This is a genomic window from Pantoea sp. RSPAM1 (assembly GCF_038816185.1).
Taxonomy (GTDB): Bacteria; Pseudomonadota; Gammaproteobacteria; order Enterobacterales; family Enterobacteriaceae; genus Pantoea; species Pantoea ananatis.
The window spans coordinates 839574-862819 of the sequence record NZ_CP046137.1 but is presented as its reverse complement, the minus strand read 5'-3'; the positions used below and the strand labels follow the sequence as shown (position 1 = coordinate 862819).

23 protein-coding genes are annotated in these 23246 nt (G+C 53.8%); 13 read left to right on the top strand and 10 right to left on the bottom strand.

Translation table 11 applies throughout. The features are described 5' to 3' along the window. The first annotated feature begins 9 nt into the window (after positions 1 to 9). From GKC68_RS04700 to hemW, 3 genes are read left to right on the top strand one after another with little or no spacing between them, the layout of a single operon-like run. Positions 10 to 564 carry a YggT family protein gene (locus tag GKC68_RS04700; RefSeq protein ID WP_014594515.1) on the top strand — a complete coding sequence of 185 codons (555 nt, stop codon included), beginning with the start codon at positions 10 to 12 and terminating at the stop codon, positions 562 to 564. Between the two features lie 21 nt (positions 565 to 585). Then, positions 586 to 1179 carry an XTP/dITP diphosphatase gene (locus GKC68_RS04695; protein WP_028723328.1) on the top strand — a complete coding sequence of 198 codons (594 nt, stop codon included), beginning with the start codon at positions 586 to 588 and terminating at the stop codon, positions 1177 to 1179. Further along, entirely contained in the window at positions 1172 to 2311 is a 1140-nt protein-coding gene (gene hemW / locus GKC68_RS04690; RefSeq protein WP_028723329.1) for a radical SAM family heme chaperone HemW, read from the top strand. Before GKC68_RS04695 ends, hemW begins: the two co-directional genes overlap by 8 nt. A 53-nt stretch (positions 2312 to 2364) precedes the next feature. Here hemW and GKC68_RS04685 read toward each other — a convergent pair whose 3' ends face one another. Further along, complete coding sequence (locus GKC68_RS04685; protein WP_064366892.1) at positions 2365 to 3099, bottom strand: GntR family transcriptional regulator; 735 nt, start codon at positions 3097 to 3099, stop codon at positions 2365 to 2367. A 466-nt stretch (positions 3100 to 3565) separates the two neighbouring features. On the opposite strand from GKC68_RS04685, the gene GKC68_RS04680 reads away from it, so the two are divergent. From GKC68_RS04680 to GKC68_RS04670, 3 genes are read left to right on the top strand one after another with little or no spacing between them, the layout of a single operon-like run. Continuing rightward, positions 3566 to 4027 carry a PTS sugar transporter subunit IIA gene (locus GKC68_RS04680; protein ID WP_342656628.1) on the top strand — a complete coding sequence of 154 codons (462 nt, stop codon included), beginning with the start codon at positions 3566 to 3568 and terminating at the stop codon, positions 4025 to 4027. 25 nt (positions 4028 to 4052) lie between these two features. Beyond that, positions 4053 to 4322 carry a PTS sugar transporter subunit IIB gene (locus GKC68_RS04675; RefSeq protein ID WP_013027097.1) on the top strand — a complete coding sequence of 90 codons (270 nt, stop codon included), beginning with the start codon at positions 4053 to 4055 and terminating at the stop codon, positions 4320 to 4322. Positions 4323 to 4366: 44 nt separating this feature from the next. Further along, positions 4367 to 5743 (top strand): PTS ascorbate transporter subunit IIC, encoded by a 1377-nt coding sequence (locus tag GKC68_RS04670; protein WP_110983690.1) that lies wholly within the window; start codon positions 4367 to 4369, stop codon positions 5741 to 5743. A gap of 133 nt (positions 5744 to 5876) precedes the next feature. Here the strand turns inward: GKC68_RS04670 and GKC68_RS04665 are convergent, their stop codons facing one another. From GKC68_RS04665 to melR, 4 genes are all read right to left on the bottom strand, one after another. Further along, on the bottom strand, positions 5877 to 6593 hold the full coding sequence (locus tag GKC68_RS04665; RefSeq protein WP_028723333.1) for a DUF2884 domain-containing protein: 717 nt from the start codon (positions 6591 to 6593) through the stop codon (positions 5877 to 5879). A gap of 42 nt (positions 6594 to 6635) precedes the next feature. After that, entirely contained in the window at positions 6636 to 6962 is a 327-nt protein-coding gene (locus GKC68_RS04660) for a YggL family protein (protein WP_013027101.1), read from the bottom strand. Then, complete coding sequence (trmB, locus tag GKC68_RS04655; protein ID WP_013027102.1) at positions 6962 to 7681, bottom strand: tRNA (guanosine(46)-N7)-methyltransferase TrmB; 720 nt, start codon at positions 7679 to 7681, stop codon at positions 6962 to 6964. Before trmB ends, GKC68_RS04660 begins: the two co-directional genes overlap by 1 nt. Before the next feature lie 198 nt (positions 7682 to 7879). Next, positions 7880 to 8812 (bottom strand): transcriptional regulator MelR, encoded by a 933-nt coding sequence (gene melR / locus GKC68_RS04650; RefSeq protein ID WP_342656875.1) that lies wholly within the window; start codon positions 8810 to 8812, stop codon positions 7880 to 7882. A 265-nt stretch (positions 8813 to 9077) separates the two neighbouring features. On the opposite strand from melR, the gene GKC68_RS04645 reads away from it, so the two are divergent. The 5 genes from GKC68_RS04645 (at position 9078) to mltC (ending at position 14652) form a co-directional block, all read left to right on the top strand. Next, the gene (locus tag GKC68_RS04645; RefSeq protein ID WP_342656874.1) at positions 9078 to 10433 is read left to right on the top strand and encodes an alpha-glucosidase/alpha-galactosidase; all 1356 of its coding nucleotides are present in this window, start codon (positions 9078 to 9080) and stop codon (positions 10431 to 10433) included. 84 nt (positions 10434 to 10517) lie between these two features. Beyond that, the gene (gene melB / locus GKC68_RS04640) at positions 10518 to 11930 is read left to right on the top strand and encodes a melibiose:sodium transporter MelB (RefSeq protein WP_342656627.1); all 1413 of its coding nucleotides are present in this window, start codon (positions 10518 to 10520) and stop codon (positions 11928 to 11930) included. Between the two features lie 231 nt (positions 11931 to 12161). Further along, complete coding sequence (mutY, locus tag GKC68_RS04635) at positions 12162 to 13247, top strand: A/G-specific adenine glycosylase (RefSeq protein WP_058705522.1); 1086 nt, start codon at positions 12162 to 12164, stop codon at positions 13245 to 13247. Continuing rightward, a complete protein-coding gene (locus GKC68_RS04630; RefSeq protein ID WP_013027107.1) occupies positions 13247 to 13519 on the top strand; it encodes an oxidative damage protection protein in 273 nt (90 codons plus the stop codon). The genes mutY and GKC68_RS04630 overlap by 1 nt, the downstream gene beginning before the upstream one ends. 53 nt (positions 13520 to 13572) lie before the next feature. Continuing rightward, positions 13573 to 14652: a membrane-bound lytic murein transglycosylase MltC gene (mltC, locus tag GKC68_RS04625; protein WP_028723339.1), complete on the top strand. Its 1080-nt coding sequence runs from the start codon at positions 13573 to 13575 to the stop codon at positions 14650 to 14652. A 967-nt stretch (positions 14653 to 15619) separates the two neighbouring features. On the opposite strand, the gene GKC68_RS04620 is transcribed toward mltC, so the two are convergent. After that, a complete protein-coding gene (locus GKC68_RS04620; protein ID WP_110956766.1) occupies positions 15620 to 17770 on the bottom strand; it encodes an ornithine decarboxylase in 2151 nt (716 codons plus the stop codon). 611 nt (positions 17771 to 18381) lie between these two features. Here GKC68_RS04620 and GKC68_RS04615 point away from each other — a divergent pair. Both GKC68_RS04615 and GKC68_RS04610 read left to right on the top strand, forming a co-directional pair. Further along, positions 18382 to 19365: an MDR family oxidoreductase gene (locus GKC68_RS04615; protein WP_028723342.1), complete on the top strand. Its 984-nt coding sequence runs from the start codon at positions 18382 to 18384 to the stop codon at positions 19363 to 19365. A gap of 570 nt (positions 19366 to 19935) precedes the next feature. Continuing rightward, a complete protein-coding gene (locus GKC68_RS04610) occupies positions 19936 to 20229 on the top strand; it encodes a SelT/SelW/SelH family protein (RefSeq protein WP_013027111.1) in 294 nt (97 codons plus the stop codon). 14 nt (positions 20230 to 20243) lie between these two features. Here GKC68_RS04610 and GKC68_RS04605 read toward each other — a convergent pair whose 3' ends face one another. The 4 genes from GKC68_RS04605 to GKC68_RS04590 all read right to left on the bottom strand — a co-directional run bounded on the left by GKC68_RS04605 (position 20244) and on the right by GKC68_RS04590 (position 23111). Beyond that, the gene (locus GKC68_RS04605) at positions 20244 to 20774 is read right to left on the bottom strand and encodes a PadR family transcriptional regulator (protein ID WP_028723343.1); all 531 of its coding nucleotides are present in this window, start codon (positions 20772 to 20774) and stop codon (positions 20244 to 20246) included. Between the two features lie 83 nt (positions 20775 to 20857). Beyond that, positions 20858 to 21682: a siderophore-interacting protein gene (locus GKC68_RS04600; RefSeq protein ID WP_342656626.1), complete on the bottom strand. Its 825-nt coding sequence runs from the start codon at positions 21680 to 21682 to the stop codon at positions 20858 to 20860. 199 nt (positions 21683 to 21881) lie between these two features. Beyond that, positions 21882 to 22076, bottom strand: coding sequence for a hypothetical protein (locus GKC68_RS04595; RefSeq protein WP_028723345.1), 195 nt, complete (start codon positions 22074 to 22076; stop codon positions 21882 to 21884). A gap of 168 nt (positions 22077 to 22244) precedes the next feature. After that, on the bottom strand, positions 22245 to 23111 hold the full coding sequence (locus GKC68_RS04590) for a helix-turn-helix domain-containing protein (RefSeq protein ID WP_058705526.1): 867 nt from the start codon (positions 23109 to 23111) through the stop codon (positions 22245 to 22247). Positions 23112 to 23246 lie beyond the last annotated feature (135 nt).

The following is a 23246-nucleotide window of genomic DNA, read 5'->3' as shown; positions in this document are numbered from 1 at the left end:
AGGAACTTCATGTTAACAATGACGTTTTTAGTAAAAACGCTAATCGATCTCTACGTCATGGTGCTGCTGCTGCGCATCTGGATGCAGTGGTCACGTTGTGATTTTTATAACCCGCTTGCGCAGTTTGTCGTGAAGATTACTCAGCCGATTGTCAAACCCCTGCGTCGTATCCTTCCGGCTCTGGGTCCGATTGATACGGCCTCCCTGCTGTTGGCCTTTGTGCTGACAACGCTTAAATATCCCCTTCTGCTGCTGATTCAGGTCGGCGTATTCTCTGTCGATCCCACAAATTTGCTGGTTGGCCTGCTGTCGCTGTTGAAATCTGCGGGTTATCTGGTGTTCTGGGTCATTATCATTCGCTCCCTGATGAGCTGGATCAGTCAGGGCCGCGGCCCGATGGACTATGTGCTGATTCAGTTGACCGAGCCGTTAATGGCGCCGATTCGTCGTATTCTTCCAGCCATGGGCGGCATCGACTTCTCAGCCATGATCGTGATTCTGGTGCTGTATGCCCTGAATTTCCTTGGCATGGATCTGTTCCCGGGTCTCTGGTATTTGCTGTAAATGAATCAAACTGGAACTGTTATGCAAAAAGTTGTTCTTGCCACCGGCAATCCCGGCAAAGTCCGTGAGCTGGCGGATCTGCTCGCTGACTTTGGTCTGGATGTCGTGGCGCAAACCGAACTTGGCGTGGAATCCGCCGAGGAAACCGGCCTGACCTTTATTGAAAATGCCATCCTGAAAGCGCGCCATGCCGCGCAGGTTACCGGCCTGCCTGCTATCGCAGATGACTCTGGCCTGGCCGTGAATGCGCTGGGTGGCGCGCCCGGGATCTACTCAGCCCGCTATGCGGGTGAAGATGCCAGCGACCAGCAGAATCTGGAAAAGCTGCTTCAGGCTCTGGAAAACACGCCCGACGGACAACGTCAGGCGCAGTTTCACTGCGTGCTGGTCTATTTACGCCATGCTTCTGATCCCACGCCGCTGGTCTTCCACGGTGCCTGGGAAGGGGAAATTACCCGAACGGCATCCGGTGAAGGTGGCTTTGGTTACGATCCGGTGTTCTGGGTTCCGGCACTGGGTAAAACTGCCGCCGAACTGACTAAGGCAGAGAAAGGAAAAGTCTCCCATCGTGGTAAAGCATTGACGCTGTTACTGGAAGCGATGCGTAATGCCTGATTTACCGCCTCTGAGTTTGTACATCCACATTCCCTGGTGTGTACAGAAATGCCCCTACTGCGATTTTAATTCTCACGCATTAAAGGATGAGGTGCCGCACGTTGAGTATGTGCAGCACCTTCTGCGCGATCTTGAACACGACCTGCCGCTGATTCAGGGTCGTGAGGTTCGCACGATCTTTATCGGCGGCGGGACGCCAAGCCTGTTAAGCAGCAGCGCCATGCAGATGTTGATGGATGGCGTACGCGAGCGGCTGACGCTGACAGCCGATGCTGAAGTCACCATGGAAGCCAATCCTGGCACGGTGGAAGCGGATCGCTTCAGCGCCTATCAACGCGCCGGTATTAACCGAATCTCGATTGGTGTCCAGAGCTTCAGCCCGCAGAAACTGGAACGTCTCGGCCGTATCCACGGCCCGGAAGAAGCGAAGCGTGCCGCAGCACTGGCACAAGGTTTAGGGCTGCGCAGCTTCAACCTTGACCTGATGCACGGCCTGCCCGATCAGTCGCTGGCTGAGGCGCTGGATGATTTGCGCCAGGCGATTGCGCTCAACCCACCGCATCTCTCCTGGTATCAGCTAACGATTGAGCCCAATACGCTGTTTGGCTCTCGCCCGCCAACCCTGCCGGATGATGATGCGTTATGGGATATTTTTGAGCAGGGCCACCAGTTGCTGACTGCGGCAGGTTATGAGCAATACGAAACCTCGGCCTATGCTAAACCGGGCTACCGCTGTGAACACAACCTGAACTACTGGCGCTTTGGCGATTATCTGGGCATTGGTTGTGGTGCGCATGGCAAACTGACTCAGTCAGATGGCCGTATTGTCCGTACCGTAAAAGTGCGCCATCCGCGTGGCTTTATGAAGGGCAATTATCTCGATAAGCAGTACGACGTTGCAGACGAGGATAAGCCTTTTGAGTTCTTCATGAACCGTTTTCGTCTGCTGGAGGCCGCGCCGCGTGCAGACTTTAGCCGCTATACCGGGCTGCATGAAACGCTGATTCGCCCGCAGCTCGACGAGGCCATTGCCGCAGGTTACATCACTGAATCGCCGGAACACTGGCAGATAACAGAGAAAGGGAAACTGTTTCTGAACTCGTTGCTGGAGCTGTTTTTAGCGGAAGCCTAGTGCCTAACCGGCCCGGAAGCATCACTCAGGCAACCGGGCCGTTTACGCGAACATCAGCCGCGTTCGGTATTCTGTCTCAGTTGTAACAGCTTCGTATTAATAATGGCGATGTTGACCTCACAGGGCATGCCATCATCCAGATAGACGGTTTCATTGATCTCCAGCGCCGCCTCATTCGCATTAAAATTTAATAGCCTGAGCTGCTCACCATCGGTCACGTTGATGGCATTCAGTTGCTGATCGCGACGCTGAATTTTCTTGCCGGTGATCTGTTCAATGTACGAATATTTTGAGATCTCCAGTCGTGCAAACTCCATGCTGCTAAACAGGCTGACAGGCAGGTGGATATATTCCAGCGCAACGGGGATGTCATCAAAACACATCAGACGAACAATTTTGTAAATCGGGTCACTGTTCTTGATGCGCAAAGCCTGCGCCATATCCGGCCCGGGCACTTTAATGATGCTGGCAGTCAGCACCTTTCTGACCGCTTTATGCCCTTTTTTGTGTGCCTGATAATCAAACGGGGAAAGCGCATGAAACCGGCCTGAGTGATTACTCTTGCCGATGGACCCCACGAACAGCCCGGAGCCTTTCACCCGATAAATACGCTGTTGCTCAATAAGAATGCGGGTGGCTTCCCGCACCGTCGCCCGGGTAATACCAATGTTCTTAGCAATCGCGATTTCCGTGTCCAGCTTATCGCCCGGCAGCAGTCCATCCTGCATGATCTTTGTCAGGATATAGTCGACAACCTCTTTTTGCTTCTCTGTAATGCCATCGAACATCAGCATATTCCCGAATAATGTGCCCGTGCCTGCGGTGCCCTACAGTCAATCCTGCAGGCCTGGTTTTCGTCACGACGTGCCCGTGAGCAACGATCCAGATGTGATCCAGCTAACGATTTTGCACTCAAACCCCACGCGCCCCGCCAGAAATGATTCTTGCATATTGTATCTGTACAGGTCGAGGTGCATCATCAAGATGACTAGACAGCTTAAACATGTCTATACGTACAAGCCGGTTTTTGCAACAGCAAATTGTCAGAACTGACGAGTACGGCTTAAATTAATATCTTATTTTAGAGTAAGTTAATGTCACTTTCGTTTATCCCTCTGCCGTGAGTGGTTTTGTCAGATGAAATAAAAAAGGCAAGACCGCAGGGATAAACAGAGAAAGATGACTGTACAGCTTGATGAATTCTGGAAGCCAGCTGGCTGACTTTTTTGCCTAACCTTTTATCCAGGACATTGTATGCCGAATCTGACCCAATGGCTGAATGCTGAAAAAATTCAATACATTGAGCGCGTATCCGACTGGAAAGCCGCGATTCAGGTCGCGGGCGATCCTCTTCTTAGTGAGGGGGCGATTTCACAGGATTACATTGACACCATCATTCGCCTCAAACAGGAAACCGGTCCCTACTTCGTTATTGCGCCGCGCATTGCCATGCCACATGCCCGCCCTGAGCAGGGCGCAAAAAAGCTGGGATTATCTGTGGTCAAGCTGGCTAACCCGGTCACCTTTGATGCAGGTGAGAATGATCCTGTCGATATCCTTTTTATGTTCTCCGCCCCTGACAGCAACAGCCACATTGAGATGATCTCCCAGTTGGCTGAGGTGCTTACCGATGACGACGTGATGGAACGCGTTTATCAGGCACAAAGCCAACACGCACTCTGTGCCGTGTTGTTAGCAGACAGCATACCCCGTTAACTCGTTAAAATTAAAAGAGGTTTTTATGAAAATTATGGCAGTTTGTGGTTCAGGCCTGGGAAGCAGCTTCATGATGGAAATGAACATCAAAAAAGTGCTTAAAGCGATGGATATGACGGCAGACGTTGAACACGCCGATCTCGGTTCGGTCACGCCAGACGTGGCGGATGTGTTCGTGATGGCGAAAGACATCGCCTACAGCGCTAACCTGCCACCGGAAAAAGTCATCATTATCAATAACATTATCGACCTGAAGGAAGTTGAGCAGAAAATTCGCGACTACTTCAATAAATAACCCTGTCACCCACTTAAAAAAGAACACTTACCGCTGAGGTTATTATGTTTATACAAAACCTTTTACTGGTAGTTGTCGACGTGCTGAAAGTCCCCTCTATTCTGGTCGGGCTGGTCGCCATGTTCGGTCTGATAGCGCAACGTAAACCGCTGCCGGATGTGATAAAGGGTACGGTAAAAACCATCCTGGGTTTTTTAGTGCTGGCAGGCGGTGCCACGGTGTTAGTGGGATCGCTGACGCCGCTGGGGGATATTTTCAAACACGCGTTCAACGTTCAGGGCATTATTCCCAATAACGAGGCGATGGTTTCTATCGCCCTGGCGAAGTATGGTGCGCCCACGACGCTGATTATGGCCTTCGGCATGGTGGCCAATATTACCGTCGCTCGCTTTACGCGTCTGAAATATATCTACCTCTCTGGTCATGTCACTTTTTATATGGCCTGCATGATCGCGATTATTCTTTCGGTGGCGGGTTTCGAGGGCGTGCAGCTTATCTATACCGGCTCGCTGACGCTGGGCATGTTAATGGCCTTTTTCCCGGCGCTGGCGCAGCCCTACATGCGTAAAATTATTGGGCACGATCAGGTCGCGCTGGCGCACACCGGTACAGTTGGCTATGTCCTGTCGGGCTGGATAGGTTCTCTGGTGGGCAAAGGTTCTAAATCCACCGAAGAGATGAACATGCCAAAAAACCTGAGTTTTTTGCGTGACAGCACCATCTCGATTTCCCTGACGATGATGGTCATCTATTTTATTTTGTCCATTTCGGCAGGCAGAGAATACGTAGAGAGTCAGTTCAGCCACGGGCAAAACTATCTGGTGTACTCCTTTGTGCAGGCCATTACCTTCGCTGCCGGTGTTTTTATCATCCTTCAGGGCGTGCGTTTGATTTTGGCCGAAATTGTGCCGGCGTTTACCGGGTTTTCAGAGAAGTTGGTGCCAAGCGCGCGCCCTGCACTCGACTGCCCTATTGTATTCCCCTATGCGCCTAACGCCGTTCTGGTCGGTTTTATTTCCAGCTTTATCGGCGGCCTGGTCGGGCTGTTTATTCTGGGACAGCTGCACTGGATATTAATTCTGCCTGGCGTGGTACCGCACTTTTTCTGCGGCGCAACCGCAGGCGTTTTTGGTAATGCTACCGGCGGGAAACGCGGGGCCATGTTAGGTGCCTTTGCCCACGGTATTCTGATTACCTTCCTCCCGGTCGCCTTATTGCCTGTCCTGGGCGCCATCGGTCTGACGAATACCACCTTCTCTGACACCGATTTTGGCGTCACGGGGATTTTGTTGGGGAATATGGCCAGATTCCTTGATAAAGGGACGATTACCATGGTGATAACCGGAATTTTTGCCCTGCTGGTGATCTATAACTATGTCGCCCGTAACAAAACGGTCGTCACAGAGGCCAACAACGATTGACAGGCATCAGGGGCTGACGCCAGCCCCTTTTTTCAACCACGAGCTAAAGCAGAAAAAACGCCAGCAGCCCGCGGCGGCGTGACGTTCAGGATGAAAGGCAGACGACCAGGCGCCGCAGGCCGTCTCAAAAGCACTATTTCAGCGAACCAACCAGGGCTTTACGGTCATTCTCAAGCGTAATTACCCGGTTACAAACCGCTTTGCCAAACTGCTGGAAATCGGCTTCCTGATTGTTCCACTCGCTCTGAATGGCGTTTTGCAGGCCGCCAAGATTGCCCATCAAGCCCTGCAAACCGCTAGCGCCACCGTTGGACATCGCCTTACTGCCCATCTCATTGATGCTGTCCTGCAGAATACCGCCCATCGCCTGATTAACCAGCTGTTGACCATCGGCACGTACCTGATCGATCGCCTGATGATGGAAGGTTAAACCATCGCTGCGATGCTCGATAATTCGGTTCATCTGGGTTTTTAACTGCGTATTCAGCGTAGCCAGTCGGCTGTGTAACCGGCTGGATTCGCCAACCTGCTGAGTAATGATGTTATCCAGCGCGGCACGCCCTTTTTCCAGACGGGATGTTGCGCCGTTATCGATCCAGGGAAGATCGCGGCGTAAGGCATTTTGATAATCAATCGCCTTCTGACGGTTAGCAGCGTTCAGGGTCATCTTCTGACCGTTGAACTGCACATCCCCCAACGTCGATATCTGCAGATTGCCATTTGCGCCCACCACCTGCACGCTTTGTGGCGTAATCACAACATCATCCTGCGGTTTGACACTGCACTCCCAGGCGGCCTGGGCCTGCGTTGCCGCCAGTAAAAGGCCGGCGACCAGCGCGTTACGAATCATACAATCTCCCTGTCTGGGTGTGAAAGCGACACTGCTGGTAACTTAGTCCCACCAGACGTCAAAGAGTTCGGTAACTTTCACATCCTGCAGCTTGCGGTCTTCCAGCCACTTGCGCACGAGTTCACGATGCTCATCGGTGCATTTACCGGTTTGCTGTAGGCAAATCAGCCCTTCCCACGCCAGATAACCGCTGCCGTCGTAAGCCAGACCATTAGGATCGATCGCTTCGTTGATGAACTGGTTCAGGGTTTCATCGATGTCACTTTCAGACGTGCCTTCAGGAAAACGCCAGGCCACGGAAAAGCCCAGTTCCTGGAATTCATCGATATGTAATTTTTTACGTAAACGGCGGCTGCGTTGTGTGGCCATTATTTCACCCTCTCAAACATTAAGTCCCATACGCCGTGGCCTAAACGCTGCCCGCGCTGCTCAAATTTTGTCAATGGACGCGTTTCAGGACGCGGCACATAGGTACTGTCTTCAGACAGGTTGCGATAACCTGCGATGCTGCTCATGACCTCAAGCATATGTTCTGCATAAGCTTCCCAGTCAGTTGCCATATGGAATACGCCACCCAGCTTGAGCTTACGCATCACCAACTCGGCAAAAGGCACCTGCACGATACGGCGTTTATTGTGACGGGCTTTGTGCCACGGATCGGGAAAGAACAGCTGAACCATGCGCAGTGAGTTATCAGGGATCATTTTTTCCAGCACTTCAACCGCATCATGGCACATCACGCGCAGATTGCTGACGTCGGCTTCTTTCGCCGAGGCCAGGCAGGCGCCTACGCCTGGCGCGTGCACTTCAATTCCCAGGAAGTTTTGGTGGGGAGTGTTTTGCGCCATGGTCACCAGCGAGGCCCCCATGCCAAAGCCGATCTCCAGCGTTACCGGGGCTTCGCGGCCAAACAGCGCGGGCAAATCTACGGGATCAGGCTGATATTCAACACCCATCTCTGGCCAGTAGTTATCCAGCGCCAACTGCTGGCCTTTGGTTAAGCGGCCCTGGCGGCGCACAAAACTGCGAATCCGACGCAACGGGCGTCCATTCTCATCAAATTCCGGGGTGATGACATCATTAATCATGTTGAAGCCTGCTGGTTTGCCTGTTCTGGGAAACGGGCATTATGCAAAGTTCAAAAGCAGAAGCAAGCCTTTGCCACGTTCTGCTTTATTACTGCGAGCCCTGAAGCGCAATTTCCTGCCTGAGTGTAGAGTAAACCGCAAAAATTTCCTTGTTATGATGCCAGCCTGCAGGCAAAGACGGCCAACGCTATCGGAAACTTATAAAGACATTGTCTGCCGCCGCTGCTGGCTCAGCTTGCGGTACTGCTGAGGAGACATGCCAACATACCTGGCAAACGTGCTGTAAAAACGGCTGCTGGAGCGGAAACCGGCCGTCAGCGCCACATCCAGAACGGTGATATCGGTATCGCTCAGGAGCGCCCTGACATGATTGATCCGCATGGCCGTGATGTACTGTTTTAGCGTCAGCTGCATCACGCGCTGAAAAATGCCCATCGCATAATTCGCATTGAGTTTAACGTGTTCGGCCACATCATTGATGGTTAAAGCCTGATCGTAGTTATCTGCGATAAACTCCAACATCTGGCTGACATAAAACTGAGCATGGCGCGAAACGCTGTTCTTGTGCGTGCGCGACGTTTTGTTCACCAGCACCGGCTGCCATCCCGACAAACTAAAGCGCTTAAGCATCAGACCAATTTCATCAACGGCAAGCTGACGAATCTGTTCGTCGGGACTGTTCAGCTCCTGCTGCCAGCGCTGCACTTCAAACGCGCTGAGCTGCTGCTTCGCCACAGATTTAATCACCATGCCGTGGGTGACATGATTGATTAACTCCCTGTCGAGCGGCCAGGACAAAAACAGATGCATCGGCAGGTTCAGAATAGCCATGTTCTGGCAGCGTCCGGGACGGGTGAGTTGATGTGGCGTACAGGCCCAAAACAGGGTGATGTAACCCTGCCTGATCTGAACGACCTCGTTATTAATGAGGTATTCCACGTCACCGTCAAAGGGCACATTCACCTCAACCTGGCCGTGCCAGTGGCTGGTGGTCATGGCCAGCGGCGGACGCAGTTCGATATCCATGCGCTGATATTCAGAATAGAGCGACAGCGGGCTGCGGGTTTGCTGTTCATCGCTGCTGCACATATGCGGGTCGGGCGGAAGTGGTTCGACAGGCTGCATAGTCATCATTCCCTCTCCTGAATTATCAGAACCCTGCCATATCTGAACGGCTCAGGCCAGTCTCAGAGGCGAGAAATGCGCGGTCAGCATGACGTTTTCGCCTGTCATCACACCAGATACTCTTCTTTCCGTGCAAATTTGTCCCAAAAACTCAGATCTGCTCGCCGCCAGCATCAGATCTGAGTTTTCGGGAATGCTCGTTCCGTAAGGCGGAAGTTTCTCGATGAATGGCGTGACATTCTGGCGTTATCCAACCTTGCAATGGAGCGTCCTGATGTCTGCACCCAAAATTACCTTTATTGGCGCGGGTTCCACTATTTTCGTCAAAAATATCCTTGGCGATGTCTTTCACCGCGATACGCTGAAATCCGCCCATATCGCGTTGATGGATATTGATGCGACCCGGCTTGAAGAGTCCTTTACCGTGGTCAGTAAGCTGATGAGTTCGGCTGGTGCGGCCGGAAGAATCACCTGCCACACCGACCAGAAAGCGGCATTAGCGGATGCCGACTTTGTTGTGGTCGCGTTTCAGATAGGCGGCTATGAACCCTGTACCCTCACTGATTTTGCGGTGTGTAAGCGTTACGGTCTTGAGCAGACCATCGCCGACACGCTTGGCCCGGGCGGCATCATGCGCGCGCTGCGCACCATCCCGCACCTCTGGCAGATTTGTGAAGACATGACGGCGGTATGTCCTGATGCCACCATGCTTAATTACGTTAACCCCATGGCGATGAACACCTGGGCGATGTACGCGCGTTATCCGCATATCAAACAGGTCGGCCTGTGCCATTCCGTTCAGGGAACGGCGGAAGAGCTGGCTTACGATCTCAATCTTAACCCGGCCGATTTACGTTACCGCTCTGCCGGCATCAACCACATGGCCTTTTACCTGGAGCTGGAGCGAAAAACTGCAGACGGGGCTTATGTGAATCTCTACCCGGAACTGCTTGCCGCTTTTGACGCCGGGCAGGTACCGAAACCCAACATGCATGGCAATACGCGCTGTCCCAACATTGTGCGCTATGAGATGTTCAAAAAACTGGGCTATTTCGTTACCGAGTCTTCAGAACACTTTGCAGAATATACGCCCTGGTTTATCAAGCCGGGACGAGAGGATCTGATTGCCCGCTATCAGATCCCGCTGGATGAATATCCCAAACGCTGCGTCGAGCAGCTGGATAACTGGCGTACCGAGCTTGAACATTACAAGCGCGCTGAGCGTATTGAAAGCAAACCCTCGCGCGAGTATGCCAGCGCCATTATGAATGCTATCTGGACGGGTGAACCGGCCGTGATTTATGGCAACGTACGTAACGATGCATTAATCGACAATCTGCCGCAGGGATGCTGTGTTGAGGTCGCCTGCCTGGTGGACGCCAACGGGATTCAGCCTACGAAGGTGGGAACCCTGCCCTCACATCTGGCAGCCATGATGCAAACCAATATTAACGTGCAGACGCTGCTGACCGAAGCCATCCTGACCGAAAACCCTGACCGGGTTTATCACGCGGCCATGCTGGATCCCCATACGGCGGCGGTGCTGGGCATTGAGGAGATTTATGCGCTGGTGGATGAGCTGATCGCCGAACACGGTGACTGGCTGCCCGCCTGGCTGCACAAATAATGCCTGTGTCTCTGGACGTGCTGTCCGGCTTCGGCTCTATTCCTTAACAGAAGGCGGGCGCTGGCAACAGCGTCCCGGAACCCGATGAGCATTTCAATAACGACAAAACTCAGCTATGGATTCGGCGCATTTGGGAAAGATTTTGCTATTGGCATTGTTTATATGTACCTGATGTATTACTACACCGACGTGGTGGGTTTGTCGGTTGGCCTCGTCGGTACGCTGTTTTTAGTGGCCAGGATCTGGGATGCGATAAACGATCCGATCATGGGCTGGATCGTAAATGCCACGCGATCGCGCTGGGGGAAATTCAAACCCTGGATTTTTGCAGGCACGCTGGCAAACTCACTGGTGCTGTTTCTGTTGTTTAGCGCCCATCTGTTTGACGGCACCACGCAGGTTGTTTATGTCTGTGTAACCTATATCTTGTGGGGCATGACCTACACCATTATGGATATTCCGTTCTGGTCGCTGGTGCCTACCATCACGCTGGACAAGCGCGAACGTGAACAGCTGGTTCCCTGGCCACGCTTTTTCGCCAGCCTTGCCGGGTTTGTTACCGCAGGCCTGGCCCTGCCTTTTGTCAGTTATGTTGGCGGCGACAATCGTGGATTAGGCTTCCAGATGTTTACCCTGGTGTTAATCGCCTTTTTTATCGTCTCCATGTTAGTCACGCTGCGAAACGTGCATGAAGTCTATTCGTCTACCCGCGACGAAACCTCAGGCAGTGACCGCCTGGGGCTGAAAGCCATTGTTGCCCTCATTTACCGTAACGATCAGCTTTCCTGCCTGCTGGGAATGGCGCTGGCTTACAACATCGCGGCTAACATCATTACCGGCTTTGCCATTTACTATTTCACCTACGTCATCGGCGATGCCGGGCTGTTTCCCTACTACCTCTCTTATGCAGGCGCGGCAAACCTCGTCACGTTAATCCTGTTCCCGAAACTGGTAAACATCCTGTCGCGCCGCATTCTGTGGGCGGGCGCGTCCGCACTGCCGATACTGAGCTGTGGCGTGCTGTTGGCTATGGCACTGGCAGGCAATCACTCAACGCTGCTGATTGTGGTGGCCGGCATCCTGTTAAACACCGGTACCGCGCTTTTCTGGGTGCTCCAGGTCATCATGGTGGCGGACACCGTTGATTACGGCGAATACAAGCTGCACGTGCGCTGCGAGAGCATCGCCTATTCAGTGCAGACGATGGTGGTGAAAGGTGGCTCCGCCTTTGCCGCTTTCTTTATCGCCGTGGTGCTGGGCATGATTGGCTATCTGCCCAATATCGTGCAGTCGCAGGAAACCCTTGTCGGCATGCAATTTATTATGATTGCGCTGCCGGCTGTGTTTTTTATGCTGACGCTGCTGCTCTATTTCCGGTTCTATAAGCTGAACGGCGATATGCTGAGGAAAATACAGATCCATCTGCTGGATAAATACCGTAAGCCGCCAGAGCCAGAAATCCTCCCGATCAGGATGCAAGACAAGATCAACGTCTGAACAGTGAAAGCCCCTTGCGGGCTTCTGTGAAAGCTGTCGCGGGCCAGATCATCGTCTGGCCTGCTACTGTCTCCCCACCGCTCCTGATATTGTCAGGTCCGGCACGACGTTGCCGCACGGGACAGACAGGCCAGTATGAAACAGGCCTTTTCAATCTTCCGGTTTACTCTCACTGGCGCTTATGCTGGAATTCCTGCCCGAATATCGCGTAATCACGGAAATATCCTCTTTATGATGCAAGCCCCGCAGTTCGCGCAACAGGTGCTGGACTGGTATCAGCGCTTTGGCCGCAAAACCCTGCCGTGGCAGCTGGAAAAAACACCCTACAAGGTGTGGCTGTCAGAAGTCATGTTGCAGCAAACTCAGGTTGCCACGGTTATTCCCTATTTTGAGCGCTTCATGGCGCGGTTTCCTGACGTCAGCGATCTGGCCGCCGCGCCCCTGGATGAGGTGCTGCATCTCTGGACCGGTCTGGGCTATTACGCCCGTGCGCGCAACCTGCATAAAGCGGCAAAACAGGTGGTGGACCTTCATGGCGGTGAGTTTCCCCGCCACTATGATGAGGTCGCCGCTTTACCCGGCGTTGGCCGATCCACCGCTGGCGCGATTTTATCTCTGTCGCTGGGTCTGCATTTCCCTATTCTTGATGGCAACGTTAAACGGGTTTTAGCGCGTTGCTACGCGGTAGGCGGCTGGCCGGGTAAGAAGGATGTGGAAAAGCGGCTCTGGCAAATCAGCGAAGCGGTCACGCCTGCTCAAGGCGTTAGCCAGTTTAATCAGGCGATGATGGATCTGGGCGCCATGGTATGCACGCGATCCAAACCAAAATGCGACATCTGCCCGCTCAACAACGGATGCGAAGCAAGGGCTAACAACAGCTGGGCCAGCTATCCGGGTAAAAAGCCGAAGCAGACGTTGCCGGAACGCAGCGGCTGGTTTTTGATGATGCAACATGGCGACAAAGTGTGGCTGGAGCAGCGCCCGCCGGTGGGCCTGTGGGGCGGTTTATTCTGCTTCCCGCAGTTCACCAGTGAAGAGGCGATGAACGACTGGCTGCGTGCGCGCGGCATTCACGCTAAACCCCAGCAGCTTACGGCATTTCGTCATACCTTTAGCCACTTCCATCTGGATATTGTTCCAATGTGGCTGTCATGGCCTTCTGCCGGGGCATTAATGGATGAAGCTGGCGGTCTCTGGTATAACTTAACGCTGCCGCCGTCTGTGGGATTAGCCGCACCTGTAGAGCGTCTTTTGCACGAACTGCGCCATCCCCAGCAGTTGCCTTTAGGCAGCAGTGAGATTAACGAGGAAGAATAATGAGCCGCACTATTTTTTGTACTTTTTTACAACGTGATGCTGAAGGGCAAGATTTTCAACTCTACCCTGGCGATCTGGGAAAACGCATTTACAATGAAATCTCGAAAGAAGCCTGGCAGCAATGGATGGCTAAGCAGACGATGCTGATCAACGAGAAAAAACTCAACATGATGAACCCTGAAGATCGCAAAGTGCTGGAAAAGGAAATGATCAACTTCCTGTTCGAAGGCAAAGACGTTCACATTGAAGGCTATACGCCACCCGAAGCATAACTTTTTTTGGCCTCACTACTGGGGCCGTTTTCCAGGTCAGGCACGTATTTTAGATGAATAAAAAGCTGATAGCCCTGCTGGTGATTGCACCCCTTTTAGTTTCCTGTTCCGGCAAAAAGAATCCGACCTATTCAGAAGAGTGGGTGAAGGATACCAACGGATTTGACATCCTGATGGGGCAGTTCGCCCATAACATTGAGAACATCTGGGGTATCAATGAGGTTCTGATTGCCGGACCGAAAGACTACGTCAAATACACCGACAACTATTACACCCGCAGCCATATCAACTTTGAAAGCGGTAACATCACGATTGAGACCATTTCCGGTACCGATCCCGCTGCCAGCCTGCGTCAGGCGATCGTGACCACGTTACTGATCGGCGACGATCCGGGCAATGTCGATCTCTATTCTGACGCCAACGATATTCAAATCAGTAAAGAACCGCTGCTTTACGGACAGGTGCTGGATAACACCGGACAAGCTATCCGCTGGCAGGGACGTGCTCAGGCCTTTGCCGACTATTTAATTGCGAATAAATTGCAGCGTCGTAATTCCGGCCTGCATGTGATCTACTCCGTCACCATTCCAATGGTGCCGAACCATCTGGATAAACGTGCACACAAATATCTGCCGATGGTGCGCAAGGCTGCTGAGCAATATGGTGTTGATGCGTCTCTGATCCTCGCGATTATGCAGACCGAATCCAGTTTTAACCCCTACGCCGTCAGCCATGCTGATGCGCTGGGTTTAATGCAGGTGGTGCAGCACACCGCGGGAGTCGATGTATTCCGCATGAAGGGTAAATGGGGCAAACCAAGTCGCAGCTACCTGTTGGATCCCGAAAACAATATTGATGCCGGTACCGCTTATCTGTCACTGCTGCAGCGCAACTACCTTGCAGGCATTCAGGATCCGCTTTCACGTCGCTACGCGGTTATTACCGCCTATAACGGCGGTGCAGGCAGCGTGCTGCGCGTGTTCTCCAGCGATAAGGATCGTGCGGTCACGATTATCAACAGCATGTCACCTGCCCAGGTTTATCAGACGCTGTCTAAACAGCATCCGTCTGCGGAATCGCGGCGTTATTTGTATAAGGTGAGCTCGGCGCAGCGGAGTTACCATCGGTATTGAGGGGGAAGGGTTTCCCCTGATAGTGGATTGCTGGCGCGGAGAGGTTTTTGCGCACAGGGCGCAGGGGTTCTGTCCTCTGGCTCAGAGAAGGTTCCGTCAGTCAGGCGGTGGGGTTCTGTCCTCTGCTCTGAGAGGGTTCCGCCCGCCAGGCACTCGGCAGTTTCAGCCTGCCCGTGCAGGCGGACGTGTTAAGGGGCTTACGCCAGCCCCTTAACAATCCCGGCGCCCGGCAGCCGTCGCTGTTCCTTCGTCACTCACTGCGGCCTGACGGGCCGGCCGGATGCGCCTTCCCTGGCGCAGCCGTCCTCTGCGCGGCATCCCTGCCGCTCCACCCTGGCCTTCATTCTTTCCTCAGCGCTCCGGATGCCTCCTGCAAACCCTCGCCTGTATGATCTTTAATTTTCTTGTAAAACCTGTATCGCCTGTGATTTATGTTCAAAAGCGCAAAATAAAAATGTTATTTAATATCAATGATATAAATCATCCCTTTTCCCCTGTTTTCAAAGCGATGCAGGAAGTGGCTTTAACACAGATATCGAAGCGGGGGAGTTGGGCGGCCTTCCCACTCGCTGAGCGGATGAGAGATTTCCGGATGAGCCGACAGGACGTCGGCGAGAGCCGGGCCGCGCCAGGGATGGCGCGTCCTGGCGGTCCGGCAGAAATCCTGAAGCAGCGAAGGGGCCGCGGCGACTGGCGGCCCCTTGTCGGTCGCCCGCACGGGGCGGACTGAAACTCCCTGCCGCCTGGCGAGCGAAACCTTCCCGGAGCGTTATGACTGGAAGCCGCTCAGGCTGCAAAGCCGGGAGCCCGGGGTAAGGGGCCGCGGCGACTGGCGGCCCCTTGTCGGTCGCCCGCAGGGGCAAACTGAAACTCCCTGCCGCCTGGCGAGCGAAACCTTCTCAGCGCCTGATGACAGGCCATCCGCCGAAATCCTGGTGATAAGCCGCCGCCCAGGCATAACTCAAACTCATTGCAACATCATATTCGCCACCAGATACTTACGTCCGTCAGCGCCTTCCTCGGTGTAAACCCCTTGCAGCTCGGGTGAAAAACCCGGCAGTTGATTGATGCCTGCTTCCAGCGCCAGGAAATAGCGCTGTACCGCCCCGCCCCATGTTTCGCCCGGAACCACACAAAGGACGCCCGGTGGATAAGGCAGAGCGCCTTCCGCCGCGATGCGACCTTCTGCCGTTGCAATAGGTACCAGTTCGACTTCGCCACGAATGTAAGCCTGATGCGCATCCTGTGGGTTCACCTTAACCTGCGGCAGCCCCTGCTCGCGGAACATCATGCGCTGCAGGTCTTTTACGTTATAGCTTACGTACAGGTCGTGCATCTCCTGACACAGACGGCGCAAGGTATAACCCGCATAGCGTTTAGCGTTTTTGCGGTACAGCGTCGGCAACACTTCGGCCAGCAGCGTATCGTCTTTGACATGCTGCTCGAACTGCGCCAGCATCGCCACCAGCATCGCCATTTTTTCCGGGCTTTCGGCTGGGGTCAGCAGGAACAGAATGGAATTGAGATCGCATTTTTCCGGCACGATGCCGTTCTCACGCAGGTAATTCGCCAGAATGGTCGCCGGGATGCCAAACTCAGCATATTCACCGCTGGCTGCGTCAATACCTGGCGTGGTCAGCAACAGCTTGCAGGGATCGACACGGTACTGATCGCGATCGTATCCGGCGAAACCGTGCCATTTCGCGTTGGGTTCAAAGCTGAAATACTGCAGATCGCGAGCGATCGCTTCCGTTGGTGCATCCTGCCAGCGCTGGCCGTTTACCCTTTCCGGCACGAAAGGCAGGATCATGTCACAACGATCAAAGATCGCTTTACGTGCCTCGATCCCCAGCATCACGCACTCATCCCACATGCGGCGTCCCGCCTCGCCCTGATGCATTTTGGCGTTAATATCCAGCGCGGCAAACAGCGGATAGAACGGGCTGGTTGAAGCGTGCAGCATAAACGCGTTATTCAGGCGCTTATGTGGGCAGAAACGCTTTTGCCCACGAATATGGTTATCTTTCTTGTGGATCTGTGAGGTCTGCGAAAAGCCCGCCAGCTGCTTGTGCACTGACTGGGTAACAAAAATGCCGGGATCGTTTTCGTTCAACTCCAGCGTCAGCGGAGAACAGCCTTCCATCAGCGGAATAAACTGCTCATAGCCCAGCCAGGCCGAGTCAAACAGAATGTAGTCACACAGATGCCCAATGCGATCCACCACCTGCCGCGCGTTGTATACCGTGCCGTCGTAGGTGCCCAACTGGATAATCGCCAGCCGGAAGGGGCGCGCCTCGTTAGCCCTTTCAGGCGCCACTTTCTTGATCTGTTCGCGCAGGTAGCCATCATCGAAACAGTGCGCATCAATGCCGCCGATGAAGCCAAACGGATTACGGGCCGCTTCAAGGTAAACCGGCGTCGCGCCCGCCTGAATCAGCGCACCATGGTGGTTGGACTTGTGATTATTGCGGTCAAACAGCACTAAATCACCGCGCGTCAGCAACGCATTGGTGACCACTTTGTTCGCGCTTGACGTGCCATTTAACACAAAGTAGGTTTTATCCGCGTTAAACACTCTGGCGGCAAACTTTTGCGCATGCTTGGCCGACCCCTCGTGAATCAGCAGGTCGCCCAGCTTGACGTCAGCGTTACACATGTCCGAACGAAAAACGTTCTCGCCGTAGAAATCAAAAAATTGCTTACCTGCTGGATGCTTTTTGAAAAATGCGCCGCCCTGATGGCCCGGACAGGCAAAGGTGCTGTTCTGCATATCAACATAGCGGGTCAGCGTTTCAAAAAACGGGGGCAGCAGCGCGGCTTCATAAGCCTGAGCCGCCGCTTCCAGCGCTACCCAGTCCTGCGGCTCGCCATTCAGTTCGCCGGTCACGCCGGGCAGGTGCATCACCTCTTCTTCAAAGGCATTAGCAACGAACACCGGTAAATTAAAACCCGTGTGGCGTAACAACGCCAGCACGCCACTGCGCGTATCAGCCAGCGAGACGACAACAGCCGCCACATCGGTAAAATCAGTATTATCCAGCGTGACCACGTCGCGCGCAGTATTCAGGGTCAGGTTAGGCGCAACAGCAGCGCTGGCAGCAATTTTCAGTGGTGTCATAACACAAATCCCTAACAGTCAGGGAGTGGGTGCCTGAGGCACGGCAATGGGGAAATTTCCCCGGCGAATAATGTCTGACGCGATAAACCGATAGACATCAGTAAAGAGTAGTCCTTACTCATGTCCAACAGCAGCGGCCCGGTTGGCCTCACCGCATAGTGAACGATGTGTGTGTAACTGACATGACGAAGAACAGATCCCGCGCGAAATCAGGCGAGTGGGGACACGTGCAGTTGCACATTGAACCGGACATGGCAGCGTCCTCTGTTATCGGGCGGTGGCGAAAAAAAAGTGGCCGTCATAATGTCATTTTTTATCCGCAGGAACAACCCGACAACTTTAAATATCAGGTCAATAAATGCAAAATATAAAACCATTAAATATCAAAAACTTATAAAGAAAAACTTATAAATAACCGCTTAAGTTTCTGTTATTTATGCGCAATTATGCATTTTTAACACGCTGGCAGCCGCTCCATTAATGCCACTGAAATCGCCACTGAAATGCCTCAGGTTTGCGGCAAGCCTCTCACTTGTCGGGCCAGTGACCTACCCTAACCGGCGCATCGGGCGTAAACTTTCCTGATTATTATTACGCCTAACGGAGGATACATGTTTAAGGCAATGGTCATTGATAAGGACGAACAAGGTTACCGCTCTCAGCTAAAAGACCTCTCCGAAACACAATTACCCGATGAAGACGTCACTCTCGACGTGAGCTATTCCACCCTCAACTACAAAGACGCGCTGGCCATCTGCAATAAAGGGCCGATTGTGCGCCAGTTTCCAATGGTGCCGGGCATTGACTTCGTGGGACGGGTCACAGCAAGTCGCCATCCCGACTGGAAACAAGGCGATGCGGCGCTGCTCACCGGCTGGGGCGTTGGGGAAAAACACTGGGGCGGCCTGGCTCAGAAAGCCAGCGTGCCTGGCGACTGGCTGGTAGCCGTGCCTGAAACGCTAACCCCGTTGAATACCATGGCCATCGGAACGGCGGGCTTTACCGCCATGCTGTGCGTGCTGGCACTCGAAAAACAAGGTATTACGCCTGCCAGCGGCCCGGTTTTAGTGACCGGGGCAAGCGGAGGCGTTGGCAGCTTCAGCGTCTCTCTGCTGGCAAAACTGGGCTATAATGTCATCGCCTCCAGCGGGCGAGCCAGCGATGAAACCTATTTGAAAACAACCCTGGGTGCAGCCGAAGTGATAGATCGCGACGAGCTGGCTCAACCGGGCAAACCCCTCGGGAAAGAGCGCTGGGCCGCCGCCATCGACAGCGTCGGTAGCCATACGCTAAGCAACGTGCTGGCCGGCACCCAGCGTGACGGCGTGGTCGCGGCCTGTGGTATGGCACAAGGCCTGGATCTGCCCGGTAGCGTCGCGCCCTTCATTCTGCGCGGTGTAACACTGGCTGGCGTAGACAGCGTGATGTGCCCTAAACCACTGCGCCAGCAGGCCTGGCAGAGGCTGGGACAGCTTCTGGATGACGCGTTACTGAATCAGATAACAACGGTCATTCCATTGCGTGACGTGCACCAGGGCGCACAGGATCTGCTGGATGGCAACGTTCGGGGCCGTCTGGTGGTTGACTGCGCTTAACGTTCGCCTTCCACCTGGGGCGATGAAGGCGGGCGCATCAGTCATTCGCTTAGTGCCTGAACTGCCCCGCTCGCCCCTTCCCTTACCACTTCTGGTTTGCCGGGAAAGTGCTGCCAGCGGGCGATAACTTCACCTGCTGGCAATGCCCGGCTCATCCAGACTGAGCCTGCGGGCAGGCTATCTTTCCCGTCTGCAGGCCCGCATTACTGTTGACAGGCCTGGCTCACGGGCTTACCTGAGCGTCCTGAGGCATCTAAGAGAGGGCTTCCTGACCTGCCGCCATCTGTTTTTTCAGGGTTTCCCATTCACGTCTGGTAGCCTTACCCCGGCACGTTCGCTATCGGCTCCGGAGCCGCTAATTGGATGTTTTATCAGAATAAACGCAGGGGCACACCGGTACCGTTTCGGCCAGCAATGCGGTAAGGTTTGCGCTGCTGTCTGCCACGGGTGAGGATTCGCGTCAGGGTTAGCAACGTATAAAGAAAACAGAAAACCCATGCGAAAAGCCCGGCCGGCATGCTTGCGGCCCCTGCTGGCCTGAGCGTTGATTAATGATAAAGAGAGGGAAAGATGCAAAAACCCGTGGTCGTCATTCACTATTGTACCCAATGTAACTGGCTGCTGCGCTCCGCGTGGATGGCACAGGAACTGTTACAGACCTTCGCACAGGATCTGGCCAGCGTGACGTTACGTCCCGGCACCGGCGGCGTTTTTGAAATCACCCTGGATGAACACTTGCTTTGGGAGCGCAAGCGCGATGGCGGATTCCCGGATGCTCAGGCACTCAAGCAGCGGGTAAGGGATATTTGTTTTCCGGAGCGTTCGCTAGGGCATATCGATAAAAACCGATCGGACGACAGCTGATCGTTCACGTCAGTTTAACTGCGGCTGATATCCTCTGCCGCAGTCATCAGAGCAGCGACGATTTTTTGCCGGGTTTCATCGGTAATGTCCTGCTGCGCCAGACGCGTGTTCAGGGCAGTTTTGAAATGATCGATCGCCTGCTCAATTTCAGGAATGCTGCGGTTGTTGACCAGCACTGCCAAAGACGATAACCGGTCGATGAGAGCTGATAGCGGCTGTGCATCGTGCTTTAGCATGGCCTGCCCCGTTTCGGTGAGCACGTAAGCCTTACGTGCAGCCTGAGGGTCACTGATGTGAATAGCCCCCATCTCCTCGAGCCATGTCAGATTCGGGTAAATGATGCCTGGACTGGGCGAATACTCGCCCTTTGACAGGTCTTCAATGCATTTAATCAGCTCATAGCCATGTGTGGCGCGCTGCGAGATAAAATGCAGCATCAACAGACGGATCTCGCTGGCATCCAGCATTTTCTCACGGCGCTTGCGCCGTCCACTGCAGGGCGCATCGCGGTTATCTTGCCCTGAACGTGCCGAATCCATTTTCATTATCTGCCTGAGTCAGTGGAAAGAGCCTGATGGTAGTGGGCCATCAGGCGAAATTCAATCAACGGCAGGTCACTTAAATTCAGTTAACGAACGGCAGCGGGTTTTTGATGCCAGTAGGCCACGGCGCGCACCAGGTCAGCATCAACCCCGCGCTGTGTGGTGAAATAGTCACACAGCTGTTTTACGAACTGCCCTTCTCCGGTCAGCCAGATAAAAGCGTCGTGCTGCGGAATCGCGATCCTGTCCAGCGCGGCCGTTAAATGTGGTAAATCCGCCAGCGTCATCTTGCCGTTGCCAAGCCAGTTAACAGAGGCATTGCCGGTATCGCCCAGGTAGGCTTGCCCGGTCACCTCATCAGCACAGGCAAACAGATGCAGCGCCTGAGCCTCCACACTACTGCTACGCCGCCTGAAAGCAGGCAACCCGGTTTCGTCACAGACGTAAAGCTGAAAAGCATAATCCGTTGGCACCAGCAGAGAGCCACGCGGTCCACCAATGATCAATCTGTCACCCTGCTGTGCCTGGGATGCCCAGTCGCTGGCAACACCGCTGTCGTGGATATAAAAATCCAGCGTCAGCGATGACGCACCATCAAACGCCAGCGGCGTATAGTCGCGCGCGACAGGGCGCAATCCGCCTTGCCACTGGATACCGTCATCGTTGATCGTCGGCAGTGCCAGCGGCGCGCCGTCAGCAGGGGGAAAGAAGACCTTAATGTGATCGTCAAAACCGGGAGAATTAAACCCCTTCAGATCGTCGCCCGTGAAGACAATGCGCCAAAACGTCTCGGCAATTCGGGTTTTCTCGGCGACGTGGATAGCGCGGAAGCGCAGTTCGTTACGCACCCTTTCAGGTAAGCGGCGGGGATAAGATGTAGGCACGAGGACTCTCCGTAAACGCGGCTGCATGCAGAGAAGCTGTTTTCGCGCCGCTTAATTAAATAGAAATCATTCTCATATAAACCCGCCAAGAATAGCTATGATATATCTTAAGAACAATGACTAAAAATGCGATACGTTGTGAAAAAAAGGCGACAAAAAGGAAGGAAGCACAAAAAACGAAAAAGGCGCTCAGGCGCCTTTTAAGGGGATAGCGGTAATAACGTGGTTACCGCGCCGGGTTTTGTCCACTGCCTTGCGGCAGGGTGCTGTCACCGAGTATCTCGCTATGCGTCCCCTGCGATCCAGGATGTAACCCTGTGGGCACATTGGCGGGATCGGTCAGTTGCGCGGCAGCCAGGGTCGGGGCCGCACACAGCGCGATAGCCAGCAGCATCGCTGATATCTGAGAGATTTTAATCATGTGTTTTAGCCTGATAAGGCGTAGAAAGCAGGTGAATATTCCAGCCCCGAGAAATAAAAGCCGTGGTAATGGCTCCTCTTTGAGCTTCAGGAAGAATTTTACGCCTGTATAGCTAATCCGCTTATAAAATCGTGCGCTTTATCACATTATGGCGCACGTTATGTGCATTCAGCCCTGAGTCACCGGGATGAAAAATACACCTTCGATTGTGTCCTGCGTGCTTCGGGCCAGGTCCAGACACAGTAAATCCATTCCCGGCCGACAGGCTACGCCCAGCCTGGGCAAATGCAGATAATAAATGTCTGCGATGAAGCGCGTGAGCTGGTCCGGCGACCCGCTCCACGCGAGGCTGGCGTAGAGGCCAGGCGCAATGGTGCGAATCGGCAGGGCGGAATGTGCATCAGTCGTTTGCTGTGCCTCTACGCCGCGAAACAGGCTAATATGCTGCTGCTCGACAGAGCCGTTTCCCGGCCCGTACTGGAACCCCAGCCAGCCCTGCGCAGCCCTGTGACTGGCGCGAATAACCTGGCGCACCTGCTCAGCAACGCGATGATGGCGGTCGCTTATATAGTCGCCATAGCGGCACTCCCACTCCAGTGTCTCACCCTGCAGCTGAAGGGCTTCTTCACGCATGACCAGCACCGCCTCTTTAACTGGCGCGCGCTGCGCAATGCGGCCGTGAAAATGGCGCACAGGTAAGACTCTGTGGCGACGGAAGGCGCCCGGCGTCATCATAAAGTGGTTTTTAAAGACCCGGTTGAAGTTTTGCTGATTTTCGAAGCCGAAGCGCACCGCAATATCAATCAACGGCATCCGGGTCAGGCGAAGCGCCATCGCGGCGAGAGTCAGGCGTCGTTTTCGCGTATAGGCCGCCAGGGTTTGCCCGGTCATCTCTTTAAACAGACGCTGCATATGCCATTTGGAGTAGCCAGACTTGAGGGTAATCTGGTCGATATTGATGTCGTTGGTGAGATTGGCCTCAATCCAGTCGACTAAATCATTAATATGCTGTTTTTTTATGGTTTGACTTAGCATTGAAGTATGAGCAGAAAACAGAAGGGAAATCCGTCATAAAAGAGTAACAAAAAGCCTTAGGGATTGTAATAAATCACCGGGTAAACGAGAGGGTGGGAAGGCAAAAAGCGCATTAATTGCCTGGGTTACTATTTA

Excerpts from the sequence above, each read along its gene's own strand:
- melR (WP_342656875.1), bottom strand. The coding sequence starts at position 8,812 with ATGACTATGCAGCCTGTCGAACCACTTCCGCCCGACCCGCATATGTGC.
- GKC68_RS04660 (WP_013027101.1), bottom strand. The coding sequence starts at position 6,962 with ATGGCCACACAACGCAGCCGCCGTTTACGTAAAAAATTACATATCGAT.
- GKC68_RS04595 (WP_028723345.1), bottom strand. The coding sequence starts at position 22,076 with ATGATTAAAATCTCTCAGATATCAGCGATGCTGCTGGCTATCGCGCTG.
- GKC68_RS04590 (WP_058705526.1), bottom strand. The coding sequence starts at position 23,111 with ATGCTAAGTCAAACCATAAAAAAACAGCATATTAATGATTTAGTCGAC.
- GKC68_RS04630 (WP_013027107.1), top strand. The coding sequence starts at position 13,247 with ATGAGCCGCACTATTTTTTGTACTTTTTTACAACGTGATGCTGAAGGG.
- GKC68_RS04700 (WP_014594515.1), top strand. The coding sequence starts at position 10 with ATGTTAACAATGACGTTTTTAGTAAAAACGCTAATCGATCTCTACGTC.
- GKC68_RS04680 (WP_342656628.1), top strand. The coding sequence starts at position 3,566 with ATGCCGAATCTGACCCAATGGCTGAATGCTGAAAAAATTCAATACATT.
- GKC68_RS04615 (WP_028723342.1), top strand. The coding sequence starts at position 18,382 with ATGTTTAAGGCAATGGTCATTGATAAGGACGAACAAGGTTACCGCTCT.
- melB (WP_342656627.1), top strand. The coding sequence starts at position 10,518 with ATGAGCATTTCAATAACGACAAAACTCAGCTATGGATTCGGCGCATTT.
- GKC68_RS04670 (WP_110983690.1), top strand. The coding sequence starts at position 4,367 with ATGTTTATACAAAACCTTTTACTGGTAGTTGTCGACGTGCTGAAAGTC.
- trmB (WP_013027102.1), bottom strand. The coding sequence starts at position 7,681 with ATGATTAATGATGTCATCACCCCGGAATTTGATGAGAATGGACGCCCG.
- hemW (WP_028723329.1), top strand. The coding sequence starts at position 1,172 with ATGCCTGATTTACCGCCTCTGAGTTTGTACATCCACATTCCCTGGTGT.
- GKC68_RS04675 (WP_013027097.1), top strand. The coding sequence starts at position 4,053 with ATGAAAATTATGGCAGTTTGTGGTTCAGGCCTGGGAAGCAGCTTCATG.
- mltC (WP_028723339.1), top strand. The coding sequence starts at position 13,573 with ATGAATAAAAAGCTGATAGCCCTGCTGGTGATTGCACCCCTTTTAGTT.
- mutY (WP_058705522.1), top strand. The coding sequence starts at position 12,162 with ATGATGCAAGCCCCGCAGTTCGCGCAACAGGTGCTGGACTGGTATCAG.
- GKC68_RS04685 (WP_064366892.1), bottom strand. The coding sequence starts at position 3,099 with ATGTTCGATGGCATTACAGAGAAGCAAAAAGAGGTTGTCGACTATATC.
- GKC68_RS04665 (WP_028723333.1), bottom strand. The coding sequence starts at position 6,593 with ATGATTCGTAACGCGCTGGTCGCCGGCCTTTTACTGGCGGCAACGCAG.
- GKC68_RS04620 (WP_110956766.1), bottom strand. The coding sequence starts at position 17,770 with ATGACACCACTGAAAATTGCTGCCAGCGCTGCTGTTGCGCCTAACCTG.
- GKC68_RS04695 (WP_028723328.1), top strand. The coding sequence starts at position 586 with ATGCAAAAAGTTGTTCTTGCCACCGGCAATCCCGGCAAAGTCCGTGAG.
- GKC68_RS04605 (WP_028723343.1), bottom strand. The coding sequence starts at position 20,774 with ATGAAAATGGATTCGGCACGTTCAGGGCAAGATAACCGCGATGCGCCC.
- GKC68_RS04600 (WP_342656626.1), bottom strand. The coding sequence starts at position 21,682 with ATGCAGCCGCGTTTACGGAGAGTCCTCGTGCCTACATCTTATCCCCGC.
- GKC68_RS04610 (WP_013027111.1), top strand. The coding sequence starts at position 19,936 with ATGCAAAAACCCGTGGTCGTCATTCACTATTGTACCCAATGTAACTGG.